The organism is Amycolatopsis sp. WQ 127309 (assembly GCF_023023025.1).
Lineage (GTDB): Bacteria > Actinomycetota > Actinomycetes > Mycobacteriales > Pseudonocardiaceae > Amycolatopsis.
This window is the reverse complement of the sequence record NZ_CP095481.1, coordinates 3,078,573-3,099,808: the sequence shown is the minus strand read 5'-3', so window position 1 is coordinate 3,099,808 and position 21,236 is coordinate 3,078,573. Positions and strand designations below refer to the sequence as shown.

25 protein-coding genes are annotated in these 21,236 nt (G+C 66.8%); 21 read left to right on the top strand and 4 right to left on the bottom strand.

The window, feature by feature from the left end; translation table 11 throughout:
• Window positions 1-336 precede the first annotated feature (336 nt).
• On the bottom strand, window positions 337-1,518 hold the full coding sequence (locus MUY22_RS14365) for a Fic family protein (RefSeq protein ID WP_247060170.1): 1,182 nt from the start codon (window positions 1,516-1,518) through the stop codon (window positions 337-339).
• A gap of 747 nt (window positions 1,519-2,265) precedes the next feature.
• On the opposite strand from MUY22_RS14365, the gene MUY22_RS14360 reads away from it, so the two are divergent.
• Window positions 2,266-2,460 (top strand): hypothetical protein, encoded by a 195-nt coding sequence (locus tag MUY22_RS14360; RefSeq protein WP_247060169.1) that lies wholly within the window; start codon window positions 2,266-2,268, stop codon window positions 2,458-2,460.
• A gap of 262 nt (window positions 2,461-2,722) precedes the next feature.
• Here MUY22_RS14360 and MUY22_RS14355 read toward each other — a convergent pair whose 3' ends face one another.
• Window positions 2,723-3,352 carry an NAD(P)-dependent oxidoreductase gene (locus MUY22_RS14355; protein WP_247060167.1) on the bottom strand — a complete coding sequence of 210 codons (630 nt, stop codon included), beginning with the start codon at window positions 3,350-3,352 and terminating at the stop codon, window positions 2,723-2,725.
• 311 nt (window positions 3,353-3,663) lie between these two features.
• Window positions 3,664-4,500 (bottom strand): GntR family transcriptional regulator, encoded by an 837-nt coding sequence (locus MUY22_RS14350; RefSeq protein ID WP_247060165.1) that lies wholly within the window; start codon window positions 4,498-4,500, stop codon window positions 3,664-3,666.
• 236 nt (window positions 4,501-4,736) lie between these two features.
• On the opposite strand from MUY22_RS14350, the gene MUY22_RS14345 reads away from it, so the two are divergent.
• From MUY22_RS14345 to MUY22_RS14250, 20 genes are all read left to right on the top strand, one after another.
• Window positions 4,737-4,922, top strand: coding sequence for a hypothetical protein (locus MUY22_RS14345; protein ID WP_247060163.1), 186 nt, complete (start codon window positions 4,737-4,739; stop codon window positions 4,920-4,922).
• A 39-nt stretch (window positions 4,923-4,961) separates the two neighbouring features.
• Window positions 4,962-5,285, top strand: coding sequence for a hypothetical protein (locus MUY22_RS14340; RefSeq protein ID WP_247060161.1), 324 nt, complete (start codon window positions 4,962-4,964; stop codon window positions 5,283-5,285).
• A complete protein-coding gene (locus MUY22_RS14335) occupies window positions 5,285-5,782 on the top strand; it encodes a hypothetical protein (protein WP_247060159.1) in 498 nt (165 codons plus the stop codon). Before MUY22_RS14340 ends, MUY22_RS14335 begins: the two co-directional genes overlap by 1 nt.
• 107 nt (window positions 5,783-5,889) lie before the next feature.
• Window positions 5,890-6,162 (top strand): hypothetical protein, encoded by a 273-nt coding sequence (locus tag MUY22_RS14330; protein WP_247060158.1) that lies wholly within the window; start codon window positions 5,890-5,892, stop codon window positions 6,160-6,162.
• The gene (locus MUY22_RS14325) at window positions 6,159-6,596 is read left to right on the top strand and encodes an RRQRL motif-containing zinc-binding protein (RefSeq protein ID WP_247060157.1); all 438 of its coding nucleotides are present in this window, start codon (window positions 6,159-6,161) and stop codon (window positions 6,594-6,596) included. The genes MUY22_RS14330 and MUY22_RS14325 overlap by 4 nt, the downstream gene beginning before the upstream one ends.
• 94 nt (window positions 6,597-6,690) lie before the next feature.
• Complete coding sequence (locus MUY22_RS14320; RefSeq protein WP_247060156.1) at window positions 6,691-6,879, top strand: hypothetical protein; 189 nt, start codon at window positions 6,691-6,693, stop codon at window positions 6,877-6,879.
• Complete coding sequence (locus tag MUY22_RS14315; protein WP_247060155.1) at window positions 6,876-7,121, top strand: hypothetical protein; 246 nt, start codon at window positions 6,876-6,878, stop codon at window positions 7,119-7,121. Before MUY22_RS14320 ends, MUY22_RS14315 begins: the two co-directional genes overlap by 4 nt.
• Window positions 7,118-7,420, top strand: coding sequence for a hypothetical protein (locus MUY22_RS14310; RefSeq protein ID WP_247060154.1), 303 nt, complete (start codon window positions 7,118-7,120; stop codon window positions 7,418-7,420). Before MUY22_RS14315 ends, MUY22_RS14310 begins: the two co-directional genes overlap by 4 nt.
• Window positions 7,417-8,523: a hypothetical protein gene (locus MUY22_RS14305; RefSeq protein ID WP_247060153.1), complete on the top strand. Its 1,107-nt coding sequence runs from the start codon at window positions 7,417-7,419 to the stop codon at window positions 8,521-8,523. Before MUY22_RS14310 ends, MUY22_RS14305 begins: the two co-directional genes overlap by 4 nt.
• 17 nt (window positions 8,524-8,540) lie before the next feature.
• Entirely contained in the window at window positions 8,541-10,709 is a 2,169-nt protein-coding gene (locus MUY22_RS14300; RefSeq protein ID WP_247060152.1) for a cell division protein FtsK, read from the top strand.
• 279 nt (window positions 10,710-10,988) lie between these two features.
• Window positions 10,989-11,162, top strand: a complete 174-nt coding sequence (locus MUY22_RS14295) for a hypothetical protein (RefSeq protein WP_247060150.1) — start codon at window positions 10,989-10,991, stop codon at window positions 11,160-11,162.
• A 61-nt stretch (window positions 11,163-11,223) separates the two neighbouring features.
• A complete protein-coding gene (locus tag MUY22_RS14290; protein WP_247060149.1) occupies window positions 11,224-12,321 on the top strand; it encodes a hypothetical protein in 1,098 nt (365 codons plus the stop codon).
• A 74-nt stretch (window positions 12,322-12,395) separates the two neighbouring features.
• Window positions 12,396-12,863, top strand: coding sequence for an NUDIX hydrolase (locus tag MUY22_RS14285; RefSeq protein WP_256475898.1), 468 nt, complete (start codon window positions 12,396-12,398; stop codon window positions 12,861-12,863).
• Window positions 12,860-13,132, top strand: a complete 273-nt coding sequence (locus tag MUY22_RS14280) for a hypothetical protein (RefSeq protein ID WP_247060148.1) — start codon at window positions 12,860-12,862, stop codon at window positions 13,130-13,132. The genes MUY22_RS14285 and MUY22_RS14280 overlap by 4 nt, the downstream gene beginning before the upstream one ends.
• 14 nt (window positions 13,133-13,146) lie before the next feature.
• Window positions 13,147-14,082 carry a bifunctional DNA primase/polymerase gene (locus MUY22_RS14275; protein ID WP_247060146.1) on the top strand — a complete coding sequence of 312 codons (936 nt, stop codon included), beginning with the start codon at window positions 13,147-13,149 and terminating at the stop codon, window positions 14,080-14,082.
• 34 nt (window positions 14,083-14,116) lie between these two features.
• Entirely contained in the window at window positions 14,117-15,148 is a 1,032-nt protein-coding gene (locus MUY22_RS14270) for an AAA family ATPase (protein ID WP_247060144.1), read from the top strand.
• 134 nt (window positions 15,149-15,282) lie between these two features.
• Window positions 15,283-15,987, top strand: coding sequence for a hypothetical protein (locus MUY22_RS14265; protein WP_247060142.1), 705 nt, complete (start codon window positions 15,283-15,285; stop codon window positions 15,985-15,987).
• 51 nt (window positions 15,988-16,038) lie between these two features.
• Window positions 16,039-17,109 carry a hypothetical protein gene (locus MUY22_RS14260; protein WP_247060141.1) on the top strand — a complete coding sequence of 357 codons (1,071 nt, stop codon included), beginning with the start codon at window positions 16,039-16,041 and terminating at the stop codon, window positions 17,107-17,109.
• 222 nt (window positions 17,110-17,331) lie between these two features.
• A complete protein-coding gene (locus MUY22_RS14255) occupies window positions 17,332-17,538 on the top strand; it encodes a helix-turn-helix domain-containing protein (protein WP_247060139.1) in 207 nt (68 codons plus the stop codon).
• Between the two features lie 10 nt (window positions 17,539-17,548).
• Window positions 17,549-18,874 (top strand): tyrosine-type recombinase/integrase, encoded by a 1,326-nt coding sequence (locus MUY22_RS14250; protein WP_247060137.1) that lies wholly within the window; start codon window positions 17,549-17,551, stop codon window positions 18,872-18,874.
• Here MUY22_RS14250 and MUY22_RS14245 read toward each other — a convergent pair.
• Window positions 18,871-20,931 (bottom strand): P-loop NTPase fold protein, encoded by a 2,061-nt coding sequence (locus MUY22_RS14245; RefSeq protein WP_247060135.1) that lies wholly within the window; start codon window positions 20,929-20,931, stop codon window positions 18,871-18,873. The genes MUY22_RS14250 and MUY22_RS14245 overlap by 4 nt on opposite strands.
• Between the last annotated feature and the right edge of the window lie 305 nt (window positions 20,932-21,236).

The following is a 21,236-nucleotide window of genomic DNA, read 5'->3' as shown; positions in this document are numbered from 1 at the left end:
CAGAACCTTCGCTCCCTGGTCAGCGCTCTGCATGGCCTGCCGTTCCCCGTGGTTCCCCGCGCACTCCCCCGACAACGGGCACGCGAGGGGCACGTGGGGGCACAAGCGGCTGAAACAGGTGGTTGTCAGCTACTCCCCCTGTTCCAGTCGCTTTCGTTCTTCCTGTGACTATAGAGACATAGAATTAGAGTGGGGAAAGAGCTGTCACCGAAGGTGTCACTCATCTGTCACACCTATACTCGCAGGTCAGACGGGGTTGAGTGACAGAGTGACAGGTGTGACAGTCTCGACACCCTGCAAGTGTCACACCGAGCATCGGCCTAGACTCCGAGTCTACTACTCGTTGCCGTTGTTGATCACATCATAAACGCGATCACAAACAAACAGGCGCCCATAGCTCCGCCCAGTCAATTCTTTAAGGTACCCCGCCTCGCAAAGCTTAGCGACAGCATTATTTGCTGTCGGATAGGCAACATTATAAATTTCTTTGACATCATTCACAGAGACGATTGGATACCCGATCAAGTCGCCGCCAAGCTGAGTGACGACGCCGGTAAACTTCTTCTCTCGCAAGTCAAACAAGACTTCCTCGCGAAAGCTCATCAGGTCCTCAATCGTCTGAATTGCAGCTTCAGAGCGAACCGTGACAGCTTCAGCAAAGAAGCTAACCCAGCCATCATATTGACCGGTCTTACTAATCCTCAAGAGGTGATCGATATAGTCGTCACGCCGAGGCTCAAGCCAAGGCGACAGGTTGAGCACTGGATAGTCCAGCACTCCTGCCGCAATGAGTTGAAGCGTAATAGTTAGACGACCGATCCGTCCGTTCCCATCACTAAACGGATGCAGCGTTTCGAACTGGTAGTGCCCCATTGCAGCCTTGACAAGGATTGGGATATCATCGACGCGATTGATCCATTTCTCCCAATCGCTCACGCCCTCAATAAGTGCATCCCCGTGTGGAGGTGGCACGAAACGCGACTGCTCAATGCCACGTCCGCGGTCACCAATGCACACGAGCCGATCACGAAGCTGCCCGGCATCGTAACTGTCGCCGCGAGTTCGATCGACCAAGACTCTCTGAAGTTCGGCAACGACTCTCAGGCATATCGGATGAGTCCGAATCAGCTCAAGACCACGGTCGGCCGCGGAGACGTAGTTGCGGATCTCGCGAACCTCACTCGACAGGTGGTCAGTGTTGCCGTACTGCGCCTCTAGCACATCGGCAAGGGGGGCATAGGTTCCCTCCAGCGCCGACGTGCTCATGGCCTCCTGAGTAAGAGCCGGCCGAACAAGCAGGCTCGGGTTCGGCAACTGAGAGAGGCGGGCGTTGAGCCCTCCGATCGCCCGGTCCGCCTTACTGAGGACGTTGTACGTTGCCTGCCCCAGGGGGATCTCTGAGGGCAAGGCGTCCGGAACGAACGCGAAGTGATCGAAGGTCCGTCGCGTACGACTGTCCGTACCACTGATCGGAGTCAGACGCCCAACGGGAGAGTCTTTGAAGTCTTCTACCTGCACTTTTAAAGTCTAGGCCGGATCACGTTAGAAGTCCATCAGACTTTGAACGCCCACGACCCTGAAGAGAGTCAAATTAACGTCAGACCCTCAACGACGTTAGATCACACCAGTGGAATTAACTTCATTCCGCCAGCAGCCCCGTCAAGACTACACCGTCGCCACATCTTCCTTGCGACGGGGTCGGACCACGGAGCCAGATAGCGCCCTACGGCCGCCCAGGTGGCCCACAGGGCGCCTATCTTGCCCCCCTGAGGGTCAACGAGACCCCTCTACCCCAAGAAGGTCTCCACAGCCAAATGGTGGCCTAAAGTTTCGAACGTATGTTCAGAAACCAATGGACTATTGACCTGAGCATGTTTCCGGCGTATAAGCCCTGAATCTTCCCGTCAGATGCTGGCATCCAGTCTTACCACCAGCGGACAGCTGACTTGGTCGCTGAGGGTAGCTCGACGGCGACCCCCTGCATCGAACTCCTATCAGCGTTCCAGCATGTCCCGGGTGTCGCAACTACGCCAACCAGACCCGAACGCGGGTTCGAATGGAGCACGACAGATTCTCACCCCGATGGCATAAGGGATCCTCGGGGCGAGATGCGTGCCCCACAACACGAAGAGTTGCACGTCATCGAACACGTGTTCTACGGTGGCAAGCGTCGGGCGAGGCGGGGAAGCTCCCGCCCGACGCGTCACAGCACGTCGCCCCGTACCGCACATGGCGGGGCGACGTGCGCCCAAACCGGAGCACGCGATGGAAACGCCACCCGACCTGACGAACGCGACGACGTATGTCGTCGTCGACCAACCGTCCGCGGTCGACCGCTGGCACGTCCTGCCCAACATGACCGTGATCTACGAACGCCGCCCCGGCGAGTTCGAAGAGGCCCGCGTGCTGACCGCCGCCACCTTGCGCAGCCGCCCGCCCTGGACCGAACTCCCCCGCTGAACGAGTAACAACTCAAGTCGTCCGCGGCCGGCGTCGCGGCGTGACCGGAAACCGTCAGTGGCGAGTGCCAGACGCAGGCTCGGAGGAAGCACGGACCTGAGGGGGAAGCATCGCCCTGATCTACCGCGACGGCGACGACTACGTCGGCTACCCCGCAGCTGCCGCACGCTCACTTGTCTGACTAGGGAGTTGTCACGTCCCTGTAGACCATGCCCAGACAGTAAGACCAGTAGTCGGCAAGATCGCGGCTCGCGCTTGGCCTCTAGTTGTGTTCGACAGCATTCGGCGGTTGCTCCCCCCGCAAGAACGCAGCGATTTGGACGGCCGCCACCTCGTAGCACAACCGGTTGGTTCCCGGCACAGTCCTGGCGGAGTGGGGGCTGATCACTGCTCCCTGCTGCGCCCACAAGGGGTGGCCATCAGGCAGTGGCTCCGGGTCGGTGACGTCGAGCGCTGCACGCAAACGCCCCGCGACCAGCTCGACAAGTAGTGCGTCTGTGTCGACGATCTTGCCGCGTCCCGCGTTAACGAGAATTGCATTATCGTCCATTAGCTTCAGAAACTCTGAACCGACTAGTCCACGAGTTTCTTCCGTCAAAGGCGCCGCGATTACGACGATCGAGTGACCGGGCACGACTTCCGGTAAAGAGTTCGCACCTAGGACACCCTTTCGAGGACGAGAGGCAACTAGCGTCGAGCTTGCACCGAACACGTCGAAGCGCCGCGCGACTTCCGTCCCTATTGCCCCAGCGCCGATAATTAGCACCCTCTTTCCCGCCAAAGTGTCTGCTTCGAACTGGCGATGCGCCCACACACTTTTGTCCTGGAAGCGAACTAACGCCGGCCATTGCCGAAGCTGCGTGAGCACTGCCGACAACACCCATTCGGACACGGGACCAGCGTGAGCACCCCGAGCTGTCGCAAGCACCACCTCCCTAGGCACGTCTGCCGACCATTCGTCACCCCCTGCAGACAGGAGTTGCACCATCTTGAGCGCGTCGAGCTGACCAAGTAGTCGAATAGGCCGGTGACTACTGCGATATGGAGGCAACAGAACCGAAGCTGTTGACTGTTGCGAGGTTAGCTCCTCGGCGTTTGGATCATACAGTACAACCTCGACGTCTTGAAGGCTGCCGAGTAAGCCATGGCCGACCAAGTCGTCAGCTTCGTTGCTTACGAGAACCTTCGCCGCGGGGATGCTCATTACTTCCCTTTGCTATCGAATGCGAGCCGTTCGATAAGTTGATGCGCCTGCTCCATCATTACGCCGCCCGATACTGAGTTGTCGATTACGACGTGCGGAACCGGTGGCCGAAAGTCGACGTCGACCCCTTGCATGTAAGCGTCCCAGTTGGCAAGTTTGGTAGCGTCGCGCGGCGCATCACGGTGCCGGACGTACGTGTGCATTGTGTCGGCATCACAGTAGACCCAAACGATTGTCAACTGCGCGCCGAGATTCCGGCAAAGCAACTCGCGCTGCCGAATCCATCCTTTATCTGAAAATTCTCGAATGAATGGGGCCGTGACGATTGCATTGTTACCACATTGCAAGTTCTCGGCCGTAGCCTCAAGAAGCGAATCATACTCAGCGGGCCGAATCTTAGCCAGGTACGTCTCCGACTCACGGTCATTTCGTGAAAGTCCCTGCATTTCGAGCGCAGACTCGACGACGAACCTAGTAAGAGTGTCTTTATCGAGCATGGGCCAACCGGTCCCGCGGGCCAAAATGCGCCCGAGTTCCGTCTTTCCGCTGCCAGCGTAGCCGCCGATCATGAGAACTTGCGGGGCCGCGGCTCGAACCTCGCGACGCCCTTCGCGATCTGGAACGTTCACGGTGCGGGCGGCCCGCGGCTTGCTCACCACCAGCCCCTTCTTAGCAAGTATGTCCATCGCTTCATTGATGGTGAAGACGCTTACGTCCCACTCGCGAGCCAGCTCCCGGGACGACGGCAAGCGCTGCCCGTGCCGAAGGCGTCCGGCGTCGATGTCGTTCTCGACGTTCCGGGCGATCTGCTGCGCAAGCGGCTCCGACCTCGCCACCGGCGACCTTGGGCGCGACATGGCTACTCCTCGCCGGGCTCCTGCCCATCGACTCAACTGAACGGTCACCGTACCAGAACCTATCAGTTGATCTCCATGTTACCGCAGGTCATGACCCATTTTCGACCAAATAACACCTAACAGTTGACCTGCTAACCATTCAACTGTTAGCTTCTTGGTGGTCCGGGTCACACGAGTCGGACTGCAAGGGCTCACCACCGAATGGAGAGACAGCGATGGCGAAGCAGCAGCAGCAGCAGGGATTTCCGGTCTTGAAGGCCGGTTCGGGGTTCGGCCGGAAGGTCGTCGGGCTGGTGCTGCTCGCCGCGGCACTGCTGTTCATCGTGTCGTCGCCGCTGGAGGCGGCCAGTCACGTCCAGCACGTCGTGCGCAGCCTGACCACGTTCTTCGGCTCGCTCTGATCACCCGCTGACCAGCAACTTTTCTCGAAGGGACCTCAGATGGACACCAACGTCTACCGCCGCCAGATCGACGCCGCCGCGCTGACCGCCGACGAGCACGCCGGTGAAGCCGTCTTTCCGGACGGCCTGACCGAATCGGCGATCGACGCGCTGCTGGAGGACGTCGACCGTGAGCTGGCCGCCGACGCATTCGCCGCGGAGGCCGCGTACCGCTTCGACTTCAACGACCAGCGCCGGGTGAGCCGGTCCCGGCGCCGCGCCGGCCGCGAGCTGCTGCGGTCGCACTTCCTGATCGCCGGCGTGCAGAGCCAGGGCAAGAGCACCGCGGCGCTGTCGCTGCTGCTCGGTGACGAGGCCGCGTGATGGCCGCCCGGACGGTCCGCGGTCTGGCGTTGTTCGCCGCGTTGCAGGCGACGTTCGCCGACATTCACCCCCTGTGCGACCAGTGGTTGCAGTCCAGCGAAGACGCCGCACGCAAGGGCAAGCCGGGCCACGAAGGCGCGAAGCACTGCGCCCGCCACGTCGCGAGCTACACCGCCGGTCAGGTCGGCGCCGCGGTTGCGGTGACGCGGGTCCTCGGGTTCCGGGTGCCGCTGCGGGCGCTGGTCGCCGGCGCTGCGGTGAACGCGGTGACGCACTTCGTGATCGACCGCCGGGAGCCGCTCAAGGCCATGGCGCGGCTTACCGGCCACCAGGGCTACATCGAGCACGCCACGGTCCAGCGCCGGGACGGCGTGGTCGACGTCGCCGGGCCGGGCACGGCGCTGACCGAGCTGGACCAGGCCGCGCACCGCGCGATCGGCGTGCTGGCCTCGCTCACCACCACCTGGCTTGCCCTGCGGGCCGGTGGTTCCCGATGACCATTCGCCTGAAGTTTTACCCCGACGCGGCGGCCCCTTCCGGCAAGAACGCGCCGACCGCGCCGGGTTCCACCGACCAGTCACATAACCGCACGGAGGAAACCCAGATGGTAGACACCACCAGCCCGGCCCGCGACGTCCACACGGTGGCCTACACCCCGGCGCAGCTGAACCGCCTGATCTCCCGCGAGATCGCCGGCCGCCTGCACGAGGTCAGCGAGACGCTGCTGACCAACGTCGCGTTCCTGATGGCCAACGACGCCGTGCCGGCCGCCGCCAAGCAGGTCCGCACCCGCACCTACCTCGACGTCGTCGCGCAGCTGTGGCTGCTGGCCGCCGGCGAGCTGGACAGCGTGACCGGCGAGCAGGTGACCCGGTGAACCCGCGCAACCGCCGCCAGACGGTCACCACCGTGTTCGACGGCCGTACCCACCACGTGGCGCTGTGCCGCGGCGAGCAGGACGGGCTGCCGGTGTTCGGGTGGGGCGAGGCCCCCTCGACGCTGCTGACCCGCTCGCAGCTGCGCACGGTCGGACTCCGCCCGAACGGGCAGGACCCGGTGGCGTTGCTGGTGTTCCGGCACGTCAAGCCCTACGCCCGGGAGACCACCGCCGAGCTGTTCTCGGTCGAGCTGGCCGCGGCCTACCGGCCGCCGACGCCGGCGCAGCTGACCGCGCTGGACCGCGCGATGGAAGCCCGCCGGACCTGCGTCGACTGCACAGAGGTCAAGGACTACTGCGTGCCGACCAGCACCCGGCAGTGCTGGACCTGCTTCGACCTGGAGCAGGCCGACCGGGCGGGGGTGGCTGCGTGAGCAGTAACGACTCCGGCGCCTGGCACCGGGAACTGCAGCGCCAGCAAGAAGAGATCGAGCGTCAGCGCCGCGAGGCCGCCCAGAAGGAGAAGTGATGGACGACGAGGACGGCTTCTACTGCGACGACTGTGCCGACTGGCACGAGAGCGTCGACGACTGCCCGATGACGCTCTACCCCTGTCCGAACTGCAAGGAACTGTCAGTGGTGGTCGAGAGCGGCCCGGCCCCCGACGACCCGCCGGAGGCGTACTGCCAGGACTGCGGATGGGGGTCCCCCGCATGAACACCTTCGAAGTCCTGCAGCGCCACGGAACCCTCGCCCTGATCCGGTTCGCCGGCACGGTCTGCCTGTTCCTGACCCTGCACCTGCTGCGCATCCCGCTGGTCATCGCCGAACGCGTCCTCGCCGGCGTGCTGCTCCGCCTGGACCGGGCCGCCGCGGTGCAGGCCTCCCGCCCGCCCTGCCGGCGCGTCAACCAGTTCTTCCCCCTCGACTTCCCCACCGGGCAGGAGGTGCCCCGATGAACGTCACCCGCGAGAAGCAGACCCGCCTGGAGCACGCGATGGAGTGGGCCGTCTGGCACTTCGGTGAGCTCGCCGGCGTCCTCGGACCGCTGGTGCTGGCCGTGGTGTTCACGCCGTGGTTCGCGCTGCTGTCGGCCCTGGTCGCCGCCGGGTGGGCCGTGCACGAGATCCGCGACCACCGCGAGCAGACCCGCCTGCGGGCCGGAGCGCTCGAACGTAAGCAGCTGCCGGCGTGGCCGGCCACCGACACCGACACCCCGACGTCGGGCCGTGACGAGAGCCGGGAGGACGCGCGATGACCAGCTGGGCAGAGGAACGCCGCGCCAACCGCGCCGCCGACGCAGAGCAGCACCGCCAAAACGCCGACGCCGCCGTAGCCCGGAAGCTGCGGGAGCAAGCCGCCCGGGCCGAGCAGGCCCGCACCGACGCCGCCGCCGCCGCGAAGCTCGACGACAAGCAGCGCGAAACCCGCCGCGCCGCCCGCGCCGCCACGCTCGCCCGGGTCACCGGGTGGCTGTCGACGAACCGGGTCCGGCTCCCGATCTACCTGCTCGCCCTGGTCTCCGCCGGGATGGCGGTGCCCGCGATGGCCGGGTACGGGCTCGACACCTACGGGGACGTGACAGGCGCCGCGCTGCCGGCGCTGTCGGAGCTGGGCATGTGGGCCTTCGCCCTCGCGGTCGAGGTCTCCCGCCACCGACACCCGGACCGCCCGGTGTGGGCGCTGCAGCTCGGCACGTGGGTGTTCGCCGGCGTCGGGTTCACCCTGAACCTGCTGCACGGCTGGCACCGCGGCTGGGACGCCGCCCTGGTGATGGGCATCGTGTCGATCGCCGGGGTCATTGCCCACCAGCTCGCGGTCGCGTCCCCGCCGCGGTCGCCGGCGGAGCGGGCCGCCGCCCGGATCGAGCGCAAGGCCCTGCGGAAGGTCGCGAAGGTCCGGGCCGCCGCGGTCCGGACCGCGGTCGCCGAAATCGACGCCACCGGCACGGCGCGGCTGGTGTTCACCCCGGGCCGCTACACCCTCGACGGCCGTCGGCTCGCCGCGGTCATCGAGCCGGACCGCCACGCCGGTGACGTCCTCGCCGACGAGGTGTCCGCGTTCCTCGCCGACCAGGTCCGACCCGCCCACGGGGTCGACGACGGCCCGATCGTCGATGCCCCGGTGCTGACCCTCGACCGGCCCGCTGACCAGCGGGAGTCGACCCCGCCGCGGCGGACGATCCCGGCGCCGAAGGCACGCACGATCGACCAGCTGCGCACCGAGTTCGCGGCGGCGATCGACGACCCCGACGTGACGATCAACCCGGCGTCGGCGGAGTCGATCCGCAAGACGCTGCACTGCGCGATCAAGGCCGCGCGGCAGCTGCGTGACGAGCACAAGAACCCGAACCGCAAGTGAGCCGGAGGGACACGACCATGGACACCACCGAGAAGCCCGACGCCGGCGAGCTGGCGACGGTGCACCACCTGCCGATCCAGCCCGAGCAGGGCGAGGTGATCGAAGGCGAGATCGTCACCGACGAGGAGTACGCCCGGCTGACCTCGCAGCGGACCCGGGCGCTGGCCCGGTACGAGGGCTACCGCAGGGACGTGACAGTCGTCGTCGGCGCCGCCCGCAAGGCCGCGACCCACGAGAAGACGAAGGTCGCGCTGCACCACAGCCTGACCGTCGTGCAGGGCCTCGACTCGTGGCGCGGCCGGCTCTGGGACGCGTCCACGATGGGCGTCTACCGCCGCCAGATCAAGGCCGCCGAAGCCATGGGCGACCAGGCGCTGGTCGCGGAATGGCTGGAGCGCAAAGCGCGAGTGCAGGACGCCCGGCACCGACGGGTGATGGACCTGCCGAAACTGCTGGTCGGGCTGGTCAAGGCCGGCGTCATCGGGCTCGCGGCGCTGGTGGTGATCGTGCTGCTGATCGGGCTGCTCGTGCAGCTGTCCGGGGCCGGCGAGTTCACCCGCGTCGTCGGCGGGGTGATGGACTCCCTGCGGTTCATCTTCACCGCCATCGCGTGGGCCTGGACCCCGCTCGCCCTGGTCGCGCCCTACGTGATCAGCATGGGTGTGATGCTCGGGGCGTGGCGCGAGGGCCGTCAGCGGGGCAAGGTTCCGGGCTGGCTAGCAACGTCCACACAGGACAGTGACGTCACGATCGACGAGACGACCATCGCGCAAGCTCTTGGGGCGCTGCGGATTCCGCAGATCACGAACTACCTCAAGGAAGGCTTGCCGATGCAGTACCTCACCCCGGCTCGCCGGGACGGGCGCGGCACGCACGCCGTCGTACGCCTGCCGGCCGGGGTGACCGCGGAAAAGGTCGCCCGCCGACGCGCTGACCTGGCCACCGGTTTGCATCGACTGTCCAAAGAGGTCTGGCCGACCACCGGCAGCGAAGCCGGGATCCTGGACCTGTGGGTGGCCGACAAGGGTGCCTTGTCCGAAGGTGCCGGCGCGTATCCGCTGCTGGAGGACGGTGCGGTGGACGTGTTCAAGGGTGTCCCGTTCGGACGGACGCTGCGCGGGGAACCGATGTTGGCGCCCCTGCTGGAGCGCAACACCATCTGCGGTGGCATGCCTGGTCAGGGCAAGTCGTCCGCGGCGCGGGTCATCATGGCCGGCGCGGCGCTCGACCCCACGGCTGAGCTGCGGATTTGGGTGCCGGACGCGAACTACGACTTCGAGGTGTTCGTGCCGCGGTGCTCCCGCTACGTGATGGGCGCCGAAGACGAGAAGATCGCCCAGATCGCCGCCGACCTGCGTGAGCTGCACGCCGAAGTGCAGCGCCGCGGTGACCTGCTGGTCAGGTACGAGATCCCTGCGGTGACCAGGGAGTATGCGTCGAAGAACGTCGGGCTGCACCCGATCTTCGCGCTGCTGGAAGAGGCCCACGTGGCGATCCAGCACAAGAAGTACGGCGAGGAGATCGGCCAGCTGCTGGTTGACATCGTCCGGCTGGGCCGCAAGCGCGCCATCCACCTGATCGTCTCGACCCAGGCCCCCACCAAGGACAGCATGCCGAGGGACGTGACACGCAACTGCTCCAACGGGGTCGCGTTCGCGGTCGGCGACCACGTCGCCAACGACGCGCTGCTCGGGCAGGGTGCCTACTCCGCCGGGCACCGCGCCACCGAGCTGATTCCCGGCACCGACAAGGGAACCGCCGTGGTCAAGGGCTTCTCGGGGGAGCGGTCGGAGATCGTGCAGGTCTACTTCCTCGACGTCGCGAAGGAGCACGACCAGGTCACCCCGATCCTCGAACGCAGCCTCGCGGCGATCGCCAAGCGCGGTCGCGTCCCCTGGTCCACCAGGGACAACACCGAGAATGAGGCGCCGCCGGCGCCGCGGAACCTGCTCGAAGACCTCGACGAAGTCCTCGGAGACGACCCGGCGCCCGCGGCGAAGGTCGCACCACTGCTGATCTCGCTGGCCACCGAGTACAGCGGCCTGACCGGCAAGCAGCTCTGCGCCGACCTCGCCGCGGTCGGGGTCAAGGTCCCCAGCTCGAAGAACGTCTACCCGGTCGACCCGGTCACGATCCGTAAAGCTCTGGCCGACCAGGCGACCGCCGACCTCGACGACGAGAACTAGCCGAACCGCGACGGGTTAGCCCGCCCACCGGGCCGCACGCGGCCCCGGATTCCAGCCGGAAACCCGGCCGCCGGGAGCGGGCTAACCCACCTAACCCAGCTAACTTTCCGCAGGCCAGCGGCCACGCCGCGGCTCTAACCCCGAGGTTAGAAACCTAACCCGGAATCGCTGACCTAACCCCGCCGATCTAACCCGCCACGCGACACCACACCGGGTGCTCGCGCCGGCACCCCCTACCTCAAAACAGGCACACACCGTTACCGATCGAAGGGAAGTCCGATGGCCAGCACACCTGTTCTGCATCGCGGCCGGAAGTCCTGGTGGTCCGGCAAGGTCACCACGCTCTGCGGGCTCGTGCTGGAGCCCGGCGAGGGCCGCTCGCCCTGGTTCTGGTGGTTCACCCCGAAGTGCCCCGGCTGCGAGGCGGTCCACCAGCTCAAGCAGCGGACGTAGCTGCGCAGGTCAGCCCGGGGACACGACAACTTCGACCACGCCGCAACGGGAAGGACTCGTCATGTGTCGCTCCACTTCGGACGGTGGACGCCGCTGCACCGGCAGCAGCCACGCCCGCACCCGCGCACTCGGCACGGCCCGCAAAGCCGTCGAACGCGCCGGCCGCGCCGTCGACCAGGCCCGCACCGCCGGCGACCAGGCCGCGGTCGACTCCGCGAAGGCCCAGCTCACCGCAGCTGAGCAGCGGCTAGACGACACCCGTGCCACGCACCCGCACGCTCCCGCCGCTGGTCAGCCGCGGGGACACGACACCGCCGAGGAGACCGAGATGCCCGAAGACACCAGCCGTCGCCACGACGACGGCGCGGACGCCGGCGCATACCGTCCCGACGAAACGCCTGTTCATGACGGGGACACGACACCCGGTGTCTTCGACCTCGCCCCCGGCGAAAGCTACCGCGTCGGCGACAACGTCATCCACAACGGTGGCAGCGCGCCGACCCGGGTCTACCACTCCGGCGACGGCGACACCCACTTCACGGAACCGTTTTCTCAGGCCAGGTCTGACCACGCCGACCGGGCAGACCTCCCCGCTGATGCAACCGCGTCTGAGCAGCAGAGCCCTGACCTGGAGGCGCAGCTGAAGTCGCTGGCTCAGGCGCGACGCAACCTCGAAGACTTCGCCCGAAGGAGTGCGAAGGCTCAACCCGAGCACCACTACTACGGCGACGGGCCTGTGTTCCTTCACGGTGGCACCGGAGACACCTTCTTCAACGGCGAACGGGTCGGCCCGAGCAGTTCCGGCGACACCAGCAACAGCACCAGCGCCGACGACGGACCGCAGACCACCAGCCACACCACCACGTCGGACGGTACGACGTTCACCAACGTCAACAACGCCGCACCGAGCGCGGTCGTGGGAATACAGGCCCACACCGTCAACGGCGCGACCGTGGTCATGGGCGGCGGCCCCATCCCGGCGGGCCTGCCCGACCAGCTGCGCCAGGTGCACGAGCAGGTCCAGACCGCGATGGCTGGCGGCCACTACACCGTCCACCACAGCGACGACATCACCGAACCCAGCGGCCCGACCGCTCCGGGCGAACGCGTCGCCTTCCAGGTCGGCTACGTCCACCGGCGTGACAACCCCACCACCTGAACCCACCACACAAATGCCCTGCTCACGACAGGGACACGACAACCCCTGGTAACCGTCCAGAAAGGACACACGCGATGGAACACGCCCACGACACCCACGAGACGGTCCGGCTGACCGCCGACGTGCTCGCGTTCGCCCGCCGCAACGACGTCTGGCACATCCTGATGATCCAGCGCCGCTGGGAGCCCTTCCGCGGCCAGTGGGCGTTCCCCGGTGGGCACGTCGACCCCGGCGAGACCTTCCGCGCCGCCGCGGCCCGCGAGCTGACCGAGGAAACCGGGCTGCTCCTGTCCGACCTGCGGCAGCTCGGGATCTACGACCAGCCCGACCGCGACCCCCGCGGCCGCTACATCACCGTCGCGTTCTTCACCGTCGTCCGCCACCAGGTCAAGCCCACCGCCGGCGACGACGCCGCGGTCGCCGCGTGGGTGCCGGTGCCGTGGCTGCTGCGCAACCGCGACGCCCTCGCGTTCGACCACGCCGACATCCTCGCCGACGCCGCCGCGACGCTGACCCACTTCACCTTCGGGGAGGCCCGATGACGACGGCAACCGGGCTGAGGGTCTGGATCGACGAGGACGGCAACTACAACGTGCTAGGGCCGTGCACCCGCGAGCAGGCACTGGACCTCATGCGCGAGTACGCCGTCGCGGTCGACGACCACGACGGCCCGACCGCGCAGGACCCGGCGGACCTGGACACCGGGTGGGTGCTGAACCCGGTTCCCGGCTTCCCGGACGGAGACGTGATGTACGCGCCCGTTCCGGCCGGCACGCCCGGCGCCCTGCCCGTCACGACGTCGCTCTACTGAACGGGGGAACCACGATGGACACGACCACATTGGACGCCGCCCTGGACGCCGCGGCCCGCGGCTGGCACGTCTTCCCGCTGCGGCCGGGCAGCAAGCGCCCGGCCGGGCACCCGGAGGACCGGTGCCCTGGCACCGGGCGGTGCGCCGGCGGGCACCGGACGTGGGAGCAGCGCGCCACCACCGACCCCAGCAAGATCCGGGCCGCGTGGACGCACGCCCCGTACGGGATCGGCGTGGCGACCGGCCCGTCCGGGCTGTGCGTGCTCGACCTCGACACCGCCAAGCCCGGCGAGGAGATCCCGCAGCGGTGGGCCGCGGCCGGCGCCCGGTCCGGTGAGGACGTGCTCGCCGTCGTCGCCGACGAGGCCGGGCAGGAGCTGCCCGGGGACACGCTCACGGTTCGGACGCCCTCGGGTGGGCTGCACCTGTACTACCGGGCGCCGGGGGACGTGACACTCCGGAACACCAGCGGGGACCGGGGGAACGGGCTTGGGTGGAAGGTCGACACCCGCGCGTGGGGCGGTTACGTCGTCGGCTCCGGCACGGTCACCGATGCCGGCAGCTACGAGTTCCTGTGGAACGGCGCGGTGGCGGAGCTCCCGCGGTGGCTGGTCGAGCGGCTCACCCCGGCGCCGCTGCCCGCGGCCCCGGTGCTGCCGATCCGCCCGGCTGGTGACCGCCGCTCCCGCTACCTTGACGCCGCGGTACGGGCAGAGGCCGGGAAGGTCGCCGACGCCAAGACCAGCCGTAACGCCACGCTCTACGCCGCGGCGGTCGCGCTCGGGCAGCTGGTCGAGGGGAACGCGCTCACCGAAGACGAGGTCCGTGCGGCGCTGATGACCGCGGCCGGGCGCCACATCGGAACGCGGCACTTCACCGCCCGCGAGGCCGAAACCGCGATCACGTCCGGACTTCGTGCCGGTGCCAAGCGTCCCCGCCGGATCGCCTGACCTGCACGTTGTCACGTCCCTGGAGGTCCGAACCATGACCACGCCCCGGCCTTTGGCCGCCGTCCCGGCACCACCTGCCCGCCGCACCCGGTGGACGGATGCGGAGCTGATGCGAGAGGAGTTCCCGCCGCCGAAGTGGGCCGTCCCCGGTCTGCTCGCGGAAGGGCTGAACCTGCTGGCCGGTGCGCCGAAGCTGGGCAAGTCATGGTTCTCCCTCGGCACCGGCGCCGCCATCGCCAACGGCGACCCCGTGCTGGGCTCAATCGAGGTGGAGCGCGGCCCGGTCCTGTACTGCGCCTTGGAGGACACCGGGCGCCGGTTGCAGCGCCGGCGGCGGCAGATGCTCGCCGCCGGCGGGCGGGCCGCGCCGCTGCTCACCCTCGAAACCGCCTGCCCCACCATGACCAACGGCGGAGACGCCGTGCTGGTCGAGTGGCTGGAGGAGAACCCGCACGCCCGGCTGGTCATCATCGACACCTTCGAGAAGATGCGCGGCACCGACGCGGCCGGGTCGTCGGCCTACAGCGCCGACTACGCCGCCGCGGGCCGGTTCAAGCAGCTGGCCGACCACTACAGCGTCCCGTTCCTGCTCATCCACCACGTCCGCAAGCAAAGCGCCGAAGACTGGCAGAACCTCGTCTCCGGAACCGCCGGCATCACCGGCGCAGTCGACGCCACCCTGGTTCTCGAGCGCGGGCGTGGGCAGGCGGACGGGGTGCTGCATGTGACTGGCCGCGATGTCGAAGAGGCCGACTACGCCATGTCCTTCGACGCGACCGCTGGCGCCTGGACCAAGCTCGACGGCCCTGCGACGGATCACCTGGTCGCCGACACCCGCGCGGACATCCTGCGCCTGCTGCGCGAGCACGGGCCGCTCAAGCCCGCGCGGATCGCCGAAGCGCTCGACGCCAACCCGAACACCGTCCGCAAGACCTGCACGCGCATGGCTGACGCGGGACAGCTGCACAAGACGCCCGCCGGCACTTACAGCGCCCCCGGCACCAGCGACAACAGGGACACCCCCGAGGTGTCACACCTGTCACCACTGTCCCTCGACGGCACCTGACCAGCACAAATAAGTGTGACAGCAGGTGTGACACCCCGCAGGCCTGTCACAACCCGAGCCGTCACCACCGCTACCGGCCGCCCGCCTGTGGGGACGTGACAAACCCCAGCTCACCGCACTGAGGAAGGACCACAATGGACACGTTCACCCTCCCGGCCCGGCTCCCGTGGACCGGCCCCGGCCCGCGGCCCCGCATCCTGATCGGGTTCTGCTGCCAGGGCGGTGAAGCGATGGGCTACTGGCAGGCCGGGTTCGACATCACCGGCATCGACATCAACCCGCAACCCCGGTTCCCGTTCACGTTCGTGCAGGGCGACGCGATCGCCTACGCCCGCGAGCACAGCCACACCTACGCCGCCGTCGCCGGCGGGCCGCCGTGCCAGGGCTACTCCCTGACCCACCGCATCCACAGCAACGACCACCCGCGCCTGATCGCCCAGTTCCGCGAGGTGGTGGCCGGGCTCGGGAAGCCGTACGTGATCGAGAACGTCGAAGAAGCCCGCGCCGAACTCCACAACCCCGTGCTGCTGTGCGGTGCCATGGCCGGGTTCGGGCTGCACACCTACCGGCACCGGCTGTTCGAGACCAACTGGCCGCTCACCGCACCGGATCACCCCGGACACGGGGACCACCTGGTCAAGATGGGCCGTCCGCTGGAGCCCGGGGACTGGTACCACGCGGTCGGCAACTTCTCCGGCGTCCCTTATGTCCGCGCCGACATGGGCGTCCCGTGGATGAACCGCGACGGCATCCGCGAGTGCATCCCGCCCGCCTACGCCCGCCACATCGGCACCCAGCTGCTCAACCACCTCGCCGCCACCCGCACCGCGGCCGCCTAGGTGGGCGGGGACGTGACAAAACCCAGTTCACCAGACCGAAAGGAGACCCGGATGTGCCGCTCAGCCGCTGAAGGTGGCCGCCGGTGCAGCGGACGCAGCTGCGGAGCCGCCGGCGCCCGCGCCCGGCAGGCCCGCTCCCGCGCCCGCCGCGGCCTGGACGCCGCCCGCGCCGCCGGTGACCCGGACCAGGTCGCCGCGGCCGAAGCCAAGTACACCGCCGTCACCGGCACCCCGCCACCCGCACCCAATGTCGTCGGCACCTTCGCCGGGCAGCTGCCTGCCACGCCCGAACCGACCGCACCGGGGAAGCCCATGCCGAAGCCCGAACCCCAGCCCAGCAAACCGGAACCGGCCGACGCGCCGTCCGGGTCGACCGAGGACCGCGTCCGCGACGCCGTGGCCAAGCTGGCCGCGCAAGGCGAATGGGTCGGCATCGTCGACGTCCGCAAGGCCCTCAGGGACGTCGACCACGACGAGGTGACCCGGGTCCTGCTGGACATGAACCGCAACGACCCCAACGTCCACATGGTGCCGGAGGACAACCGCAAGGCCCTCACCGACGAGGACCACGCCGCAGCGATCGAGATCGGCGGCGACGCCCAGCACGCCATGCGGATCGAGCGCCCGCGCGACACCAGCGCGAAGGACCGCGTGCAGGCCGCCGGCGTCGGCAACGCCAGCGCGGACGACCTCGCCCAGGCCCTGAGGGACCCGCTGACCCCGTCACGGACCTACGACGAGATCCGAGCCGAGCAGAAACGCCGTGAACAGCGGGTTGTCACGTCCCCGGCCTCAACCGAAGCCACGTCGGCGACCGAGACGGCACGCACCGAAACCCGACCACCCGCAACAGCTGAGCAGCGCGTCCGCGACGTCTACCGCGAGCTGGCCAGCAGGCCGCAGGGCTGGGTGCGCCTCAGCGACGTCCGCGAGCGACTCGGAGCCACGCTCCCGCGGGACGAGGTCGACAAAGCCCTGCAGGCCATGACGCGGACCGGGCGGGTCCACCTCTCCCCGGACTCCGACCGCCGTGGCCTCACCCAGGTCGACCACGACTCCGCCGTACGGATCGGCCGAGAAGACAACCACCTCCTCGCTATCGAGCCGGACGACGACGAGTAGCCGCCTGACCTGCACGTTGTCACGTCCCTGACAGGTGTGACACCCGAGACCCCCCCCGCAGGTGTCACACCTGCCACTCCGTCACTCAACCCACCCTGACCAGCACAAACAGATGTGACACCACCTGTGACACCCCCTAATCGCCGATCACATCGACCGACCGAAGGAGAACGCCGTGTTCATGCCCCGTCGCCTCGCCCGCCACGCCACCTGGAGCACCCCTTGGACACCGCCACGCCTACCGGCCCCCGGACCCTCCTGACCGTCGAAGCCGCCGCGGAACAGCTCAGCATCGGCCGAACCACCATGTACGCCCTGATCAAGGCCGGCGAAATCGCCACCGTCCAGATCGGTCACCTGCGGCGCATTCCGGTCGTCGCACTCGCCGCCTACGTCGACCAGCTCGGCGCCGTCTCGACCGCCGCCTGAAAGGAACCCAATGCCCCGCAAGAACCGCGCCGAAGGCACTCGCGCGCCGAATGGCGCCAGCACCATCTACCTCGGGAAAGACGGAAAGTGGCACGGCCGCGTCACCATGGGCGTCCGCGACGACGGATCCCCGGACCGACGACACGTCGAACGCAAGACCGAAACCGAGGTCATCGATCGTGTCCGCGAGCTGGAAGCCGAGCGCAAGGACGGGACTGCCGGCAAGCCCGGTCAGGGCAGGTGGAAAGTCCGGCAGTGGCTCACGCACTGGATTGAGGACATCGCGCCACTGACCTGCCGATACAAGACCCTCCAGGGCTACCGCACTGCGGTGTACCGGCACCTCATCCCAGGACTCGGTGAGCACTGGATGGAACTCACCGAGCCTGGCCACTTCGAAAAGCTCTACGGCAGGATGCTCGCCACGGGCCTGAAGCCAGCCACAGTTCACCAGGTGCACCGGACCGTGAGGACCGCGTTCGGCGAGGCCGAAAACCGGGACGTCATCAAGCGGAACCCTGTCGCGCGCGCCAAAGCGCCACGGGTCGAAGACGAAGAGATCGAGCCGTACGACGAGGACGAGATCGAGCGCTTGCTGGTGGCTGCCCTGGCTCGCCGCAACGGTGTGCGCTTCGTGGTGGCGCTGGTCTTGGGCACGCGCCAGGGCGAGACGATCGGCTTCAAATGGGACCGGCTGAACCGCAAGACCAAGCGCCTGCGGGTCGCGAAGCAGCTCCAGCGCCAGACGTGGCAGCACGGCTGCAGCGACCCGCACGCGTGCGGCGCGAAGTACCACAAGACGAAGCCGTGCAAAGAAGGCTGCAAACGGCACCACCGCAAGCCCTGTCCGTCGCCGTGCCCGTCCGGCTGCACGACGCACGCCCGCTGGTGCCCACAACGGCATGGTGGGGGCCTGGTCGAAGTCGAGGTGAAATCGAAGGCCGGGCGGCGCGGGTTCGCTGTCCCGGACCAGCTGTTCGACCTGCTCATGCTCCACGAACAGCAGCAGGCGGCAGAGCGAGAGCTCGCGGGGTCAGAGTGGCAGGAAGGTGGGTGGATGTTCACCCAGCCCACCGGTAGGCCGATCGACCCGCGCCGCGATCTCGACGAGTGGAAGGCCCTGCTCGAAGCCGCCGACGTCCGGGAAGGTCGGTTGCACGACGCACGCCACACCGCGGCCACCGTGCTCCTGCTACTCGGGGTGTCTCAGAGGATCGTCATGGAGATCATGGGCTGGTCCAACAGCAGCCAGGCTAAGCGGTACCAGCACGTCACTGAGACCATGCGTTCGAATGTCGCGCAGCAGATCAACAGCTACTTCTGGCGAGCCACCTAGTCGGCTTCTCGAACTCGACGCTCTGTTCCGGAGCACTGCCGGATGAGATCAGCGGTCAATGGGCCGCCGACCGGGTGCAGCACGACCGCGCGGAGGTCGCTGTCAGCAGCGAGATGGTGCAGGGCGGGGGGCAGGCAACCGGAAGCCCATTGCGGGTCGATCAATCCGAGTATCGCGTCGGGAGCCGCTTCGAGATGATCCGCGATTGAGGGCCATCGAACGCGGAGGATAGTCCACAGGGCAAGGACGTCGGACGGGACGGTGTTCTGCTCAAGAGTACGAACCGACCGCAGGACGTTGTAAGTGTTCAGGAACCTCTTGATGTTACGCGGATTGGAGTGCAGAAGCGGGAGAAATTTGCTCAGCGCGTGTTCGGCTCGCGCGCGAGCCTGCGGCGTACTCAAGAGGACAGCAGCTTCTCCTGCAAGCCTGTCTCGCGCAAAGGCACTGGCAGAGTTGATAATTTCCAGAATCTCTGATTCATCGTCGGCTTCAACCAGAGCTTCCCTGCCGTCTTCAATTTCTCTTGCAAGCTCTTCATTCCCACTGGAGTCCGTGATTCCAAGTAGCCGCTCAAGATATCTCACCCGCGCAGACGCGCTTGGCACAGGAACCGGCACAGTGAGCTGGAAAAGCTTGTCCAGAAAAAGATAGCCCAAAGAGTTTCCAGGCGTTGATACTGAATCAAGAAAGGACGGAAAGGCATTTTCGTAACTTTTACGCAACCAGGCACCGTCGGCGGCGACTACGAAGTAGGCAGCCGAGACTTCAATTTCCGTCACACTACTCGGGTTTTTACGGATCAGAGTTTGGGCCGCGTCAAGCAAGTCGACTACGTAGGTATCTGGACATCGATCAAGGTCGTCCACAAAGAACAAGATAGGTCGGTTCGCTTTTCCGAGCAGCCAGGTGAAATGCGCGGCAACCTGATCCATCGGATTCGGTGCCGATTGCTCGAACAGGCGAGCACCGCGAACGGAGTCCCACAGCAGAGTTCGCCCAATGACACGGGCACCCGTCCAGAGCGTTGCCACTGTTCCCGCCACGGCTGCGACAGCTTTGGCAAGTGTGGCAAGAGCGTCGCCGCCAGCAACGCGAGGCAAAAGAAAGACTGCCAGTCCGGCTATCACAATGACCAGGAGAAAGATCGACAGCGTGACAGCTGCACTGGCACGTCGGGTGCGCACGACTGCCTCCGCCGCCCGGAGCGCACCCCTACTGAAAAGGTTTCGCTCACGAGCGACCCCTTCGCGAGTTGCACTAAGCAGGGCCCACCACGGCGGCCCGAGACGTGACTGCCGCCAGGCATCGAACCAAACGACCGTAAATTCGTCGTCAACCCGCGCCTCTAGGAAGTTCAGCAAAGTGCTCTTGCCGGTGCCCCAAGCGCCATTGAGATGGATTAAGAAGGAGGTTCCGGGATCCCTGTCACGGATGTCGTGAAGCTGGGCGGCTAGTACATCGGCCAGTGATGCGCGGTCGAGATGATCTTCATAGGCAGGCGCATCGGTCGCCCAGTCGACCTTAGTCTCGGAAGGTGATGCCGACGGAGCGTTGGACGCGGCGGCGCTGTCAGCAGAATTTGCCGATTGGTCAGGAGTATTGCCTCTGGGGTCAGCCTCGTCAGCGCTTACGGCCGCAGCGGTTGCTACGGTTGCTGAAGAGCTTTTGCTAGCGAGTCCAACGTCGGATTCGGCTCCGATCTCGGCGGCGAGACGGGCGATACCACGGTCCATCCGTCGGCGTGCTGAGCGGTCCGAGAGGCTTAATCGTTCGGCAAGGACGGCTATTCGGTCGCCCAGCAAGGGATGTTGAGCGCCTGGCTCCAAATTTAGTGCGATCGTGACTGCCAGCCGGTCATCGGCTGGAAACTCTGCGATCGCTGCCATGATCGCATCACGCAGTACGCGCCGCGCTTCGCGATCGTTATGGGCTCGGTGAAGGTCGCACCAGTCTGAAAGCAGCGGGCCCACGCGCCTGCGGAGCCCTTCCGTTTCCAAACCCCAGCCGCGCCGCAACGAGCCCAGTTCTCGGATGAGCTCCTCTTCGTGTGCCATCAGTACACGATTGTGCCCCGTGATCGGCGACCGCAGGTGACCCGTTCAGGTGAAGTCTGGCCAGTCGTAGGCACTTTCCGGCCAAATTAGGCACGGCGTTGGCACTTTCTCACCACGAGGTCCGGTGATCATGGTGCCTGGTGCGTAATCCCTCGCTATCAAGCCTGACAGTGGGCCAGTCCATGGCAAATTCCACCGAAATTAGGCCTGCCTCAGGCATATTCCCATCTTGCTCGCGGAAGATCTACGACCGGCAACCTCACCTTCATACTGTGCGCTAGAGAGTCAACCGAAGCATGGCCGCT

Coding starts and splice junctions, on each gene's coding strand:
- MUY22_RS14360 (WP_247060169.1), top strand. CDS start 2,266: ATGGAAACGCCACCCGACCTGACGAACGCGACGACGTATGTCGTCGTC.
- MUY22_RS14345 (WP_247060163.1), top strand. CDS start 4,737: ATGGCGAAGCAGCAGCAGCAGCAGGGATTTCCGGTCTTGAAGGCCGGT.
- MUY22_RS14340 (WP_247060161.1), top strand. CDS start 4,962: ATGGACACCAACGTCTACCGCCGCCAGATCGACGCCGCCGCGCTGACC.
- MUY22_RS14335 (WP_247060159.1), top strand. CDS start 5,285: ATGGCCGCCCGGACGGTCCGCGGTCTGGCGTTGTTCGCCGCGTTGCAG.
- MUY22_RS14330 (WP_247060158.1), top strand. CDS start 5,890: ATGGTAGACACCACCAGCCCGGCCCGCGACGTCCACACGGTGGCCTAC.
- MUY22_RS14320 (WP_247060156.1), top strand. CDS start 6,691: ATGGACGACGAGGACGGCTTCTACTGCGACGACTGTGCCGACTGGCAC.
- MUY22_RS14315 (WP_247060155.1), top strand. CDS start 6,876: ATGAACACCTTCGAAGTCCTGCAGCGCCACGGAACCCTCGCCCTGATC.
- MUY22_RS14310 (WP_247060154.1), top strand. CDS start 7,118: ATGAACGTCACCCGCGAGAAGCAGACCCGCCTGGAGCACGCGATGGAG.
- MUY22_RS14305 (WP_247060153.1), top strand. CDS start 7,417: ATGACCAGCTGGGCAGAGGAACGCCGCGCCAACCGCGCCGCCGACGCA.
- MUY22_RS14300 (WP_247060152.1), top strand. CDS start 8,541: ATGGACACCACCGAGAAGCCCGACGCCGGCGAGCTGGCGACGGTGCAC.
- MUY22_RS14295 (WP_247060150.1), top strand. CDS start 10,989: ATGGCCAGCACACCTGTTCTGCATCGCGGCCGGAAGTCCTGGTGGTCC.
- MUY22_RS14290 (WP_247060149.1), top strand. CDS start 11,224: ATGTGTCGCTCCACTTCGGACGGTGGACGCCGCTGCACCGGCAGCAGC.
- MUY22_RS14285 (WP_256475898.1), top strand. CDS start 12,396: ATGGAACACGCCCACGACACCCACGAGACGGTCCGGCTGACCGCCGAC.
- MUY22_RS14280 (WP_247060148.1), top strand. CDS start 12,860: ATGACGACGGCAACCGGGCTGAGGGTCTGGATCGACGAGGACGGCAAC.
- MUY22_RS14275 (WP_247060146.1), top strand. CDS start 13,147: ATGGACACGACCACATTGGACGCCGCCCTGGACGCCGCGGCCCGCGGC.
- MUY22_RS14270 (WP_247060144.1), top strand. CDS start 14,117: ATGACCACGCCCCGGCCTTTGGCCGCCGTCCCGGCACCACCTGCCCGC.
- MUY22_RS14265 (WP_247060142.1), top strand. CDS start 15,283: ATGGACACGTTCACCCTCCCGGCCCGGCTCCCGTGGACCGGCCCCGGC.
- MUY22_RS14260 (WP_247060141.1), top strand. CDS start 16,039: ATGTGCCGCTCAGCCGCTGAAGGTGGCCGCCGGTGCAGCGGACGCAGC.
- MUY22_RS14250 (WP_247060137.1), top strand. CDS start 17,549: ATGCCCCGCAAGAACCGCGCCGAAGGCACTCGCGCGCCGAATGGCGCC.
- MUY22_RS14245 (WP_247060135.1), bottom strand. CDS start 20,931: ATGGCACACGAAGAGGAGCTCATCCGAGAACTGGGCTCGTTGCGGCGC.